The 13,576-nt window shown below is 38.4% G+C and carries 9 protein-coding genes; 4 read left to right on the plus strand and 5 right to left on the minus strand.

Going from position 1 to position 13,576, the window contains the following annotated elements:
* The first annotated feature begins 10 nt into the window (after positions 1-10).
* Both DUT68_RS08665 and DUT68_RS08670 read left to right on the plus strand, forming a co-directional pair.
* Positions 11-1,909, plus strand: coding sequence for an alpha-amylase family glycosyl hydrolase (locus DUT68_RS08665; protein ID WP_113637535.1), 1,899 nt, complete (start codon positions 11-13; stop codon positions 1,907-1,909).
* A 131-nt stretch (positions 1,910-2,040) separates the two neighbouring features.
* Complete coding sequence (locus DUT68_RS08670; protein WP_113637537.1) at positions 2,041-3,303, plus strand: alkaline phosphatase family protein; 1,263 nt, start codon at positions 2,041-2,043, stop codon at positions 3,301-3,303.
* A 6-nt stretch (positions 3,304-3,309) separates the two neighbouring features.
* Here DUT68_RS08670 and DUT68_RS08675 read toward each other — a convergent pair whose 3' ends face one another.
* From DUT68_RS08675 to DUT68_RS08690, 4 genes are all read right to left on the minus strand, one after another.
* A complete protein-coding gene (locus tag DUT68_RS08675; RefSeq protein WP_113637538.1) occupies positions 3,310-4,761 on the minus strand; it encodes a nicotinate phosphoribosyltransferase in 1,452 nt (483 codons plus the stop codon).
* Positions 4,758-5,006, minus strand: coding sequence for a hypothetical protein (locus DUT68_RS08680; RefSeq protein ID WP_157960819.1), 249 nt, complete (start codon positions 5,004-5,006; stop codon positions 4,758-4,760). The genes DUT68_RS08675 and DUT68_RS08680 overlap by 4 nt, the downstream gene beginning before the upstream one ends.
* A 134-nt stretch (positions 5,007-5,140) precedes the next feature.
* Positions 5,141-5,980 carry a ribose-phosphate diphosphokinase gene (gene prs, locus DUT68_RS08685; RefSeq protein ID WP_113637542.1) on the minus strand — a complete coding sequence of 280 codons (840 nt, stop codon included), beginning with the start codon at positions 5,978-5,980 and terminating at the stop codon, positions 5,141-5,143.
* Between the two features lie 72 nt (positions 5,981-6,052).
* Complete coding sequence (locus tag DUT68_RS08690) at positions 6,053-6,745, minus strand: NUDIX hydrolase (protein WP_113637544.1); 693 nt, start codon at positions 6,743-6,745, stop codon at positions 6,053-6,055.
* 138 nt (positions 6,746-6,883) lie between these two features.
* Here DUT68_RS08690 and DUT68_RS08695 point away from each other — a divergent pair, with 138 nt between their 5' ends.
* Positions 6,884-8,464, plus strand: coding sequence for a S10 family peptidase (locus DUT68_RS08695; protein ID WP_237088298.1), 1,581 nt, complete (start codon positions 6,884-6,886; stop codon positions 8,462-8,464).
* A gap of 443 nt (positions 8,465-8,907) precedes the next feature.
* Positions 8,908-9,873 carry an acetyl-CoA carboxylase carboxyltransferase subunit alpha gene (locus DUT68_RS08700; RefSeq protein ID WP_113637546.1) on the plus strand — a complete coding sequence of 322 codons (966 nt, stop codon included), beginning with the start codon at positions 8,908-8,910 and terminating at the stop codon, positions 9,871-9,873.
* 567 nt (positions 9,874-10,440) lie between these two features.
* On the opposite strand, the gene DUT68_RS08705 is transcribed toward DUT68_RS08700, so the two are convergent.
* Positions 10,441-13,566 carry a glycosyltransferase family 117 protein gene (locus DUT68_RS08705; RefSeq protein WP_113637548.1) on the minus strand — a complete coding sequence of 1,042 codons (3,126 nt, stop codon included), beginning with the start codon at positions 13,564-13,566 and terminating at the stop codon, positions 10,441-10,443.
* Between the last annotated feature and the right edge of the window lie 10 nt (positions 13,567-13,576).

A 13,576-nucleotide genomic window follows, 5' to 3' on the forward strand; every position in this document is an offset into this window, starting at 1 on the left:
TTAATTTGAAATGAAAAGATTGTTTTTAGCCCTTGCACTTGGCGCTTGTGTTACATTATCCTGCAAAAAAAATGTTGTAGAACAAACCACGCAGCCTACGCCAGTTAATCCCGTAACGCCAACTTCTACTGAGCTTCCTGCCGGAGCTAAAGATGGGGTTGTTTTTACTAATAACGGAACTTCTGCTATTTTCACCTTGTATGCACCGGGCAAAAATACCGTAAGCTTAATGGGCGATTTCAATAGCTGGTCGGCAACGGCTTCCAAAATGACGAAAACGCCTGATGGAAATTATTTTTGGATCAAGCTGGATAACCTTAATCCTGACACGGAATATGCTTATCAGTTTTTGGTAGATGATAACTTAAGGGTTGCAGATCCCTATTGCGAAAAAATCTTGGATCCAGTGAATGATCAATACATCACAGCGGCAACCTATCCTAATTTAAAAGCTTATCCAACGGGAAAAACCACCGGTATTGTAAGTGTAGTGCAAGGTAATCAGCCTGGTTATACGTGGAGAAACACAGCTTTTGCCCGCCCTGCTAAAAATGATTTGGTAATTTATGAGTTGCTAATTAGGGATTTTACCGCGGAGCACACCTACAATTCTACCCTACAAAAACTCGATTATTTGGTAGGCTTAGGAATTAATGCCATTGAATTGATGCCGGTAAATGAATTTGAAGGAAATTTAAGTTGGGGCTACAATCCATCATTTTATTTTGCTCCAGATAAGTATTACGGTACTAAAAACGATTTGAAGAAGTTTATTGACGAGTGCCACGGTAGGGGAATTGCTGTAATTTTGGACATGGTGTTGAATCATTCTTTTAGTCAATCACCAATGGTACAACTGTATTTTGATGGGAATAAGCCAACCACAAGCAACCCTTGGTTTAATGTAGATGCCAAACATCCGTACAATGTAGGCTTTGATTTTAATCACGAAAGTGGAGCTACTAGAAAATTCTCTAAAGATGTGATGAAGTTTTGGATGCAAGAGTATAAACTGGATGGTTTTAGGTTCGATTTAGCCAAAGGATTTACACAACGATCAAGTAATGATGATGCTAGTTTTTCTGCTTTTGATGCTGGTAGGGTAGCTATTTGGGACGATTATGTAGCGACAATGAAAAGCGTTGATCCTAATTTCTATATCATTTTAGAACTTTTCGCCAATGATAGTGAAGAGGTAGTTTATGCCAATAAGGGATTGATGATGTGGAATAACTTAAACCATTCGATGAATGAAGCCACAATGGGTTGGCTAGGTTCTTCTGATTTTTCGAGAGGGATGTTTGGAACCCACGGGTTTTCATCTGCAGAAGGCTTGATCAGCTACGGCGAAAGTCATGACGAGGAGCGTTTGATGTATAAAAATATTACCTACGGAAATCTGAACACCAATTACGTTATTAAAGGAAATGTGGCTACATCTCTAAAAAGAAATGAAATGGCGGCAGCATTTTTGTTTGCCATGCCTGGTCCTAAAATGCTATGGCAATTTGGCGAAGTAGGCTACGATGTAAATATTGATTTCAACGGTCGTACCGGTGATAAGCCAATTAGATGGGAGTATTATACTGATCCAAATAGACGAGCACTTTACAATGCATTTGCTAAGTTCATTAAAATGAAGCAAAAGAATAGCATTTTTAAAAGCACTAGTTTTACCTACAATTTTTCGGGCGCTATTAAGTCAATTAAACTTACTGATGCGAACAATACGGTTGTTGTGGTGGGTAACTTCGATATCGTTCCGCAAACTGCCACTGTTGATTTTGGTAGCACAGGTACGTGGTACGATGCCATGGGTAATAACATTTCCTTAACTACAACTACGTACAGCCAATCTTTAGCTCCTGGAGAATACCATATTTTCAGCAAACAGGCATTGGCGCAATAAATCGATTATTTAAGGTAAATGATAATCAAAATAGGTGGGAAGTTTTTCCACCTATTTCTTTTTCAGGTAGTTCCATTCAATATTGCTTTAAATTAACTCAGCACTACAGAAATTTAGTTTATTTTTGCGCCATGATTTCTACCAAGAACATTTTTTTAGTGCTGTTATTGCTATTTGCTTGTGCTCATCTTTCAGCACAAGAACTGTCGCAGCAAATTGTTGCAGGTCGTGAAAACTCACCTGCCCAAATGCAAAAAACTTATATCATCTACATTTCTGCCGATGGTTTCAGGCATGATTATGCAGAGAAATATCAAGCGAAAAACTTATTGGCATTAAAGGCAACAGGAGTACAGGCAGTATCAATGAAGCCGTCTTATCCATCGGTTACTTTTTCTAATCATTACACGTTGGCTACTGGAATGTATCCTTCACACCACGGCATTGTTAACAATTCGTTTTACGATCCCAATAGAAAGCAGATTTATTTAAAGAAAGATGCAAGCGCCATTAAAGATAGTACTTGGTACGGCGGACTACCCATTTGGGCATTAGCCGAACAGCAAAAGATGTTAACAGCTGCTTTTTACTGGTTAGGCTCAGAAACTGCCGTACAAGGTATCAGGCCAACGTATTGGTATAATTTCAATAATAAAATTCCGATGGATGCTAGATTGGAAGCCGTTAAAAATTGGTTACTGCTTCCGGCGGAAAAGCGCCCTCACTTAATTGCGTTTTATTTCCCAGAAGTTGATGTTGCTGGGCATGATTTTGGTTCAAACGCTAAAGAAACTGGAGAGGCTGTGAAATTGGTTGATGATTGCGTAGGCAAGATGGTTGAATTAACTAAAAGCGCAGGTCTGGACGTAAACTTTGTTTTTGTATCGGATCATGGAATGACTGAATCGGATAATAAAAATACAATGCCCCTGCCAAATTTAATAGATACCGCAAAGTTTGTAGTGCCTAATGGAGACGCTTTGCTGCAAATTTATGCTAAAAATAAGCGGGACATTCAACCGCTTTACTTAGAACTTAGGGCAGCGGCAGTTGATTATGATGTGTATTTAACCACCAAGATGCCAAAACGATGGCACTACCGTGCAAAAGATAATAAAGATGGTAGGATAGGGGACATCATTTTGATTCCTCGTTTACCTAAAATTTTTAACCTTACCGGTAAACCAACCAACATTGGTAAGCATGGCTTTGATAATGCTATGCCAGATATGCAAGCGGTGTTTTATGCTTGGGGTCCTGCTTTCAAAGAAGGACTTACCATCAATTCGTTTGAAAATGTACATGTTTATCCACTATTGGCTAAAATTTTGGGCTTACAGTATTCACATCAAATTGATGGCAAGTTAGCGGTTTTGGCGCCTGTGTTGAGGTAGAGCGTCCTATCCTCGCATTCTTTTTCTTATATCAGATAATTTTTGGTCTATTAATAATTTGCCGTCTCTAAAAACCTCAACAAGTTCTCCCGTTTTCTCCTGTTCCCAAGTCACTTGGTCATATAGTTGATAGTTTCCGTCTTCTAATTCAATTTTTATTAATCCTTTTGCCGATTTTTTTGTGCCATCATCTGTAATTGGATCTTTGAAAATTTCCCTACCTACGCTATTCACCTCTCCATAGGTAGCTTTCATTGCAAAGCCAAACGTGTCTCTGGTGTTGTATTGATAGGTGTATGAGCCTATTCCTAATACAACATTGGTTGATGCAAACCCTTTGTCTTTTAATCTCTGACAAATGTCAGCTGCTCTTTCCAAAGTAATGCTGTCGCCATAAATTGCACCAATTTTTGGGCTAAGTTCTTTATAACCCTTTTCATTAACAATACCGCCAAAGCAGTCCCAAAGCAATTCAATAACACCTTTTCTCTCGTTTTCATCTTTTCCGTTAGGGTTGCCGCACAGGATAGCAACCGGATCTCCGCTATCAGGTCTTATTACTACTTTTCCTTCTCTACTGGCAATTTCTTGTTTTAATTGTGGTAAATATTCGGTCAATACTTTCCACAAATCCCAAGTATCAGATACAATTGATAAAATCCCTTTCGGATAAACCTCGCAAATTAATCGTTTAAATGTTTGAAGCTCTCCTTCTGTTGTACCCATACACATTACGGAATGTTCTGTAGCTGCTACAGATCCGCCTATTAACTCATTATCAGAATTTGCGTTGTAGTATTTTTCTAGCAGGTCAATTGCTGGTATAGTATCGGTACCAGTGAATGAGAGCAAGTGTCCGCTTGAGGAAGTAATTCCCGCTTCAATTCCAGCCATGCCACGCATTGAAAAATCATGACCTTGCCAATCTACAAATTCTAGCGTTGAAGACGTTTCAGTGGCAAACTTATTTAAAATTTTTCGGTATTGTTTAGCTATACTCGCTGAGGTGCAAGGCATCCAAATTACTGCTGATAGAAGTGTTTCAAAATAATTCGTTAGCCAAAAGAAATCAGGTTTGGTGTTATAAATTGTAAACATGGGCACTCTAGTTGGCACGGCTACTCCCTCAGGCAAGGCTTTGAAAACCATTGGTATATAACCTAAATCGTGCAGCGCTGCTATATGATCAATTCCAACTTGATTTTCCCCTAAATAATTATCAATTCTACGTTTATATTCAGCAATAACCTTCTCTTTAGGTTGTTTAAAAAAATAAAGATCGAAGTCTTCCAATATGTATTTTTTTATGAAATATTGAAGGCCAAAAAAAACAACTTCTTGAATTTCATTTATTCTGCTTTTTCTGGGAGTCCAGTTAGAGTAAACTAGTGTTGTACCATTTGGGTATTGCCTACGATGGTCAACTTTGTAGCCATCTGTTAATAATAGTGGATTCATATATTTTTCATATTAATGGTTAGTAAAAGTTTGGCAAGCTCTCCATAGGTCTGCTTTAAACCGGCTCTGTCATCTAAAAAAGCGTTAGCGTATATTTTTCTGCTGTTTGATTGGTAAAATGGTGGGTTTTCGTTAACGCTGTCAAAGGGAATTTCATTTTCATATAAATATTGCTTAACAAAATCAATATTCTCTTGTCCGGTCCAACAAATAAGATAACAATTTATCTTTTTTAACGCTTTCAATAAACTGATTATATCTTTGTAGGTTCTGTTTTTTTTATGGAAGTCGAACACGGTATCGTCGAAATCGAAAAGCAATCGTTAATGAGCCATATTGATTATATTCTTCTAGTAATCTACTGTAAGAATTTCCCGTTTTAAGAAAGTAATCCATAGCTACATTTGATTTGTGTTAACCTAAAGTTATCAGCAGTTTTAATGGAGTCTGTAGTGAAAATTCTCTCAAAATGTGTGCTAAGTTCATCGAAACCTTTGCTAAATATTCCGTGGCTAACCGCTAAGTATAATTTGCCAGCATTTTTGTTTTTTAATTCTGCGGCTAAACCAATAAACGTGCCTCCCCCGTCGCATATATCATCCACAATCAAACAGCTTTTACCTGCTAGGTCGTCAGCATAAACTTTAAAACCCGATAATTTTCCGGTCTTAACATTTCTACTTTTACTACATTCAACCACCTCTAAGCCACCTAAAGCTTCTGATAGCTTATAAATTTTCTTAAGAGCGCCACCATCTGGCGAAATCAATACAACTTCTTCATTCAAATCCGAAATAATTGTTTTTATAAAATCATGGTTGCTGATTACCTCACAGTTATTAATTAGGGCAGGGGTCACTTCCGAATGTGCGTCAAAAACCAATACCCTTTTGAAATTAAGTGCGTTAATGATATCTGCATATACTTTTACTGATAATGGCTCACCGGGTACCATTACACGATCTTGTCGGGCTGCGGGAAAATATGGAATATATAAATCCTGCAACAATACATCCATTCTCTTTAGCGCATCAACAGCTAAGCATAATTGCCCTAAATCGTTAAACGAATTAATTCTTTGAGTAATGGTAACCGAATGCTGTTTGGGAATATTGGAAAGTATTTTAATATGTGGCTCGCCACCCGCAAAAGTGAACGCTTCAAAGCTTATTTCCTGACCATCTAATGGTTTGAAATTTGCGTTAAGATTGAGTATCATAATTTGAATTTGCGTAATAATTACACAAAGTTATTCAAATTATTGAGCCCTCCAAATTTTTTTGCGTATAAATTACGCAAAGTTAATTTCAAATATAAACCCTTCTTTTGTTAATTTGTTGTATTTCTGTTTATTAAACTTAAATAATTTGGCTGGTCTACCATTTTTTTTAGTCCCAAATTTTTTTGTTTCTTCTACAAAACCGAAGCTTAATATTTTTTTTCTGAAATTTCTTCGATCAATTTCTCTCTGTAAAATGGTGCAATACAAATTTTCTAAATCGGAAAAAGGGAATTCTTTTGGGAGCAAATCAAAACCGATAGGTTGGTAACTTAATTTGTTTTTCAATCGGCTAATAGCGGTATCAATTATCAATTGGTGATCGAAAGCTAATTCCGGAATTTCATCAATTGCAAACCACTTGGCATCTTCAGCATCCGTATCGGGCACTAAAATTAAAGAGGTAGAGTTAACTAGAGCAAAATATGCCACCGAAATCACGTGAAATCTAGGATCTCTAGCCACGTTGTCCCCAAATGTATAAAGTTGCTCTAAATAACTAACATTTATGCCGGTTTCTTCCGTTAGCTCTCTATTTACCGCGTCAATAAGCGCTTCATTATCTTTTACGAAACCACCAACCAATGCCCATTTATCCTTTAAAACGCCATACTTTTGTTTAATTAGCAAAATGCTTAACTTATTATCTGCGTAACCAAATACAATAGCGTCAACAGCAACTTTAATATTTTGATTAATATTCATTCGTATGCGTATTTTTTACGCAAAATTAATCATTTTACGTTTAATCCAATTTTTTTTGACTAAGTAACATTTTAGTTTGAGTTAGGAGAAACCAACGCCAATGCTGATATTTATATGCAACAACTTAACTTATATAAAATGAAGAAAACCTTTGCAGTAACCAGTTTAGCGCTGATGTTATTTGGTGCTGTTTATGCTCAGCGTCCGCAAGCACAGGCTGGCCAGCAACGAGCAGGCAGCACCCCGCCAACCAATGCTGCCCCAAAAGAGGAAGCTCCTATAAAAGTCAACAACAACATCGCTTCACGCAATATTGTCCCAGAAAGTGCCATTGTAACCAACCATACCGTAACCATCAACGGAAAAGCAGTGCCCTATAAAGCTACAGCCGGCACTTTGCCAGTTTGGGACGAAGACGGGAAGCCAATTGCAGGTCTTTTTTATACTTACTACGAACGTACGGATGTCGGCAATAAAGACAGTCGCCCATTGGTAATTTCTTTTAACGGAGGGCCAGGTTCAGCTTCAGTGTGGATGCACATTGCCTATACTGGTCCGGTAGTGCTTAATATCGATGATGAAGGTTACCCAGTGCAGCCCTACGGTTATAAGGACAATAGTACTTCAATTTTAGATGTAGCTGATATCGTTTACATCGATCCGGTGAACACAGGTTACTCAAGAGCTGTGAGCAAAGATGTACCTACAAGCAAGTTTTTCGGCGTAAGAGCGGATATCAAGTACTTGGCCGAGTGGATCAATACTTTCGTTACCCGCACTAACAGATGGGCGTCGCCTAAATACCTCATTGGCGAAAGCTACGGTACCACCCGTGTGTCTGGCTTAGCGCTAGAATTGCAAAGTAACCACTGGATGTATCTCAACGGCGTTATCTTGGTATCGCCTACCGAGCTGGGTATCGAACGTGGAACCGCAATGGACGCCGCCTTAAGATTACCTTATTTTGCTGCTACCGCTTGGTATCATAAAATGTTGCCTGCCGATTTGCAATCGAAGAAACTAACGGATATGCTGCCTGAGGTGGAAAATTTTACTATTAATGAATTGATTCCTGCAATGGCGAAAGGTGGCTTTTTACCTGCTGAAGATAAAAAGAGAATCGCCGCTAAAATGGCTCGCTTCTCAGGATTGCCCGAAAAAGTGATCATCCAAAATAACCTCGACATTTCAACCAATCTGTTCTGGAAGGAACTTTTGCGAGACAAAGGCTTTACCGTTGGTCGTTTGGATTCGAGGTATAAAGGTATTGATAGGTCCGATGGTGGCGAGCGTCCCGATTACAACGCTGAATTAACCTCGTGGTTACATTCATTCACGCCTGCCATCAACATGTATTTGCGCAACGAGCTTAATTATAAAACCGATTTGAAATATAACATGTTCGGGCCGGTAAACCCTTGGGACAGAACTGGTGACAATACAGGGGAGAACTTAAGGGCGGCAATGGCGCAAAACCCTTATTTACATGTCCTAGTGCAGTCGGGATATTACGATGGCGCTTGCGATTATTTTAATGCCAAGTACAACATGTGGCAAATGGATCCAAGCGGCAAACTAAAAAGCCGCATGAGTTGGGAAGGTTACGAAAGCGGACACATGATGTATCTTCGCAAGGTAGATTTAGAAGCTGGCAACAACCACATCCGCGATTTCATCAAAAAATCTACACCAAAAAGCGGTCAGTCAGCTAAATTTTAAAATATTTTGAAGCGCAAGGGCAGGGCTACTATGTAAAGGTAGTCCTGCTTTCCGCTTCTCCCGATGAAAAATCGGGATCCACTGCAATCAGGGCTATTAGTCAAAAGCCCTGCTACTATCAACGTCAATAACGCCATCTACAAAGTAACTACCGAGTTTACAGTTTGTAATTATCCCGTAATTTCCTAACTTAACGCAAAAAGCAATTTGCAGATGAAAGTTATCTTCACTTTTTTGAGCCTTATTTTTGCTATATACGCTGCTGTAATGGGTATCGAATTTATTAAGCGAGGGTCAAATGAGTTCATCTTTTTTGGCATTTGCTGTCTTATTTTAGCGGTGGGTCTATCTTATCTTTCGGTAAGCTCGCTGCTTCGTAAAAAAAGGCTTTAAATTTTATTGTCTTTTGTTTCCAGATAAATGCTTAATTTTACAGCCCCACTATGGAACAATTGAAAACATCTTTTGATTTTGAAAAGCCTTTGGCAGATTTGTATCAACAAATTGAAAAGGTAAAGCAAATAGCTGATAAAACTAAGGTAGATATGTCAGCTACGCTTGCAGAGCTTGAAGAGAAAGCAGATGAGACGAGTAAAACCTTGTATGCTAACCTAACAGGATGGCAAAAAGTACAAATGTCGCGTCATGCTGAGCGTCCACAAACTTTAGATTACATTAACCTTATTTGCGAAGACTTTATTGAGCTTCACGGTGATAGGACAGTGAAAGACGATAAAGCTATTATCGGCGGTTTTGCAACTATCGATGGACAAACCGTTATGGTAATTGGTCATCAGAAAGGAAAAAACACTAAAGAGCGACAGTACCGCAATTTTGGTATGGCTAATCCTGAAGGCTACAGAAAAGCATTGCGTTTAATGCGTTTAGCAGAAAAATTCAATAAGCCTGTAATTTCCTTTATTGATACTATGGGTGCTTACCCAGGTTTAGAAGCAGAGGAACGTGGACAAGGCGAAGCTATTGCTCGTAACTTATTGGAAATGTCGGTGCTAAAGGTGCCTATTCTTTGCTTTATCGTTGGTGAAGGAGCTTCTGGTGGTGCTTTAGGCATTGGTATCGGTGATAAGGTTTACATGCTGGAGCATACTTGGTATTCAGTAATTTCTCCGGAGTCTTGTTCTTCTATTTTATGGAGAAGTTGGGATTTCAAAGAAAAAGCTGCGGAATGCCTAAAACTTACTTCCGAAGATATGTTCAAAAACCAACTGATTGACGGAGTAGTGAAAGAGCCACTTGGTGGTGCTCATCAAAATGCTGTAGAAATGGCTACAACATTGAAGGCACAAATATTAGAGGATTTAAAAGCACTTAAGAAAGTAGATGCTGACAAGCTGATTGCAAAGAGAATTGACAAATTCTGCGCAATGGGTGTAGTAAACGAAGGATAGCGTTTTTCAGCTATCAAAATATTAAACAATGAAGCACGACCATAAAGTCGTGCTTTTTTTATGCACTTCGTTATCATTGCTAGTTATTGCCTTAACCGATAGCTCGAAAAGCAATTTTATAGCCTGAGTTTGATTGTTATTTATTTGATTTACGATAAAATACAATATTTTATAGCTAACTGACCCTGATCCCGAACATTCGGGACGGGGTGACGGCAAATCGGCGTTTCGTCATACTGTCCCGAATGTTCGGGATCAGTATCAGTTTTGAAATCTAATTATCAAAGAATTAACAATCGAACTGGAGTTATCAGCAAAGCTGTTGAGCTCAAGAAACTCCGGTTATGTTAATTTTGCGATCAAATCTGGCCATAGCGAAAGCTTGAAGGCAAAAAAGTAAACAACCATGGAAAAGTAAGAGCCCTACGGGGGCGAGCAAAAAATAAATATGATGCAAATTTCAAGAATTGTAATACTGCCTAACCAGAACTCAAATTAGATATTGAATCAAAAAGAAAGCCACTTGACAATTAATCAAGCGGCTTTTTTAACGAATCAAAAAATAGTTTATTGCATATTCATGAAATCAGGAGGTAACTCCCCAAAATATCTCTCAAAACCACCATAATTGTACAGTGATTTAAGCTGGTTTTCTAGTTCTTTAGCCAATTTAGGTTGTCCGTATTGTGCAGCAACCTTAGCCATAGGCATCAGGCCATAAAACAACCCAATTTGAATAGAGCGTTGACCAATCAGTTGTTTTTTACTATTGCTTACATCGCCTAAGTAAGTAATTTCCTTACCAACATAATCAGCATATTTTTTAATCAGCTGATTTGCTTTTTCAGTTTCTCCTAAAATGTAAAGGTTTTGGGCCATAGTAGCCACTCCCATTACCGCTCTAATATTGTAAATTTTGGTAGGCATTACCTCATCATATCTCTTCATCACTTTCTTAGCATCTTCAATTCTGCCAGCTTTAATTAAGCCAGTAGTTAAGCTGTTAAAAATGTTATTGAAAATAGAAATATCATCGGCTGATTGGCTGTCCAAGTAACTTGCATTTTTAATATTGCCCCATTTGAACTTGTTCATTACATGTTCGTACATAGGCTCCAAATTAATTGGTTGCTCTTCCGAGTCATCTCTTTTCGAAGGATCAAGTGGAAGTAATCTCAACGCTAAACCTTCGCTGTATAAGTATTTATCTAATCCGTTGAACTGGTCAGATGGCACCGTACTGGCAAAATAAATTGGACGTTTCCAGTTGTTGTGTGCTAAAATATCAAACATGGCAAGTGTACCTTTAGTTACGTAGCCTTTATTGAAAGTCCAATTTAAGCTAGGAACAATTTGGTTACGCATGCTATCCGGTAAGGTTTTAGTATTAATTACATCCTGCGGATTAACCGTTAACTTAAAGTTTTTACTAGGAATGAAATTAGTTTTAGTACCATCATTTAAAGGTAGTTTGTCATTATCATCATCAGATAATAGCAAGTCTACAATTTGTTTAATTTCAATAGGCTCTGCAATAGCCATATCTTTATAATACATTACATCTCTAAGTCCTGAAACGTATTGTTTTTCCGTCATTGAAATTGGCAAAGGCTCTGATTCATGAACTTTTCGTTTCATGCCATTGATGTACCAATCCGTATCAAATAAGCTCAGGTTAACCAGCCTAATGTCAGGTCTAATACCTTCTACTTCTTGTGCATACCAAAGTGGGTAAGTATCATTATCGCCGTAGGTAAATAAAATGGCATTAGGCGCACATGATTCCATATAGCTAATGGCAATATCTCTCGATAATGTTTTGGTAGATCTATCATGGTCGTTCCAGCCTTCTTTAGCCATTAATACCGGAGCAATCAGCAATCCAACAGCTACTGCTGCAATTGCGCCTACCTTCGGGTCAAGTTTTTTAAATATCCACTCCCTAAGTGCGATAACGCCTAAGCCTATCCAAATGGCAAAGGCATAAAAAGAGCCTACGTAGGCATAATCTCTCTCTCTAGGTTCCATTGGTTTTTGATTCAGGTAAATTACAATGGCTAATCCCGTAAAGAAGAAAAGCAAGCCAATAATTCCTGCATCTTTAGGGTGGCGACCGAAATGCCAAACTGCACCAATCAAACCTAAAATCAACGGTAAAAAGAAGAAGCGGTTATATGAAGTACTTTCTTTGATAGAAGGAGGGAGGTTGGTTTGGTCACCATAAAGCATGGCATCAATTGGTTTTACACCACTAATCCACTGTCCTTCATACAAACTGCCCTGGCCTTGCTCTTCGTTTTGGCGGCCAGCAAAATTCCAAAGGAAATAACGCATGTACATGAAGCCCACCTGATGGCGCATAAAGAAACCAACATTATCGAAGAAACTTGGGAAGTGATCATCACTGAAACCCATCATGTCTTTATAATAGTCGATATGTCTTTGCTCATCGCTGTACATCCTTGGGAAAAGCACTTCGTGTTGTAGCCTGCGAATACTATCAGGGAAATTTTCGTTTTCACCGTAAGTAGTTTTTCTTTTCACTCCTGATACTTCGTACTTGGTATCGCCTTTACGGTAAGTTTTGCCTGTTTCTACATAAATAGGCGCTGATCCATCGTCTTTATATTTAGGGATTGAATTATAGTTAGGGCCAACTAATAATGGTCTATCGCCATATTGTTCGCGGTTCAGGTAACCTAAAAACGAAAAAGCGTTATCAGGGTCACTGTTGTTCAAGTTTGGTTTTGCCTGTGCTCTAATTAAAATCATAGCAAATGAGCCGTAACCGAAAATGATTAATGTAGTAGATAAGAGCGCAAGATTTAAAATTTTCTTTTGGTGTTTGATAGAGTACTTGATACCCCAAACCAAACCGCCAATTAATAGGATGGCAAAAAATAGAACCCCAGTTCCAAAGCCTAAGCCTAAGGTATTTACAAAAAACAAATCGAAGTAGGCGCCAAAGGAAACTAAGTATTGGATAATGCCATATTGCACAACCGCTAAAATAAGGATACCAACACCCAAAGTTTTAAAAATACCGGCTGTTGTTGGTTTCTCTGACTTTTTGAAATAGTATACAAATGCAATAGCCGGGATAGTTAATAGGTTTAATAAGTGGATACCGATAGAAAGTCCCATAATGTAAGCAATGAACAACAACCATCTGTCTGCCTTAGGTTCATCAGCTACTGCTTCCCATTTCAAAATACCCCAAAACACAATGGCGGTAAATAAAGAAGATAAAGCGTAAACCTCTGCTTCTACCGCCGAGAACCAAAAGCTATCAGAATAGGTATAAGCCAAAGCACCAACTACGCCCGCACCCATGATGGTGATTAACGTGGATTTGCTAATTTCTTCGCCTTTTTTAACCAGCACTTTTTTGGCTAACGCTGTAATAGTCCAAAACAAAAACAATATAGTTGCTCCACTAGCTACCGCCGAACCGAAATTCATGAAGTAAGCGATCTTAGTTTTATCGCCCATGGCTAGTAGCGAGAAAAAGCGCTCAATCATCAAAAATAATGGGGCACCTGGCTGGTGAACTACCTGCATTTTATACGCAGATGCGATAAACTCACCACAATCCCAAAAACTTGCAGTGGGTTCTAACGTGAGTACATAAGTGGTTGTTGCTATTAAAAAGCAAATCCAGCCAATAATATTGTTTGTTTTTGTATAGTTCATATTAAAGCGA

Source organism: Pedobacter zeaxanthinifaciens, from assembly GCF_003313335.1.
GTDB classification, from domain to species: domain Bacteria; phylum Bacteroidota; class Bacteroidia; order Sphingobacteriales; family Sphingobacteriaceae; genus Pedobacter; species Pedobacter zeaxanthinifaciens.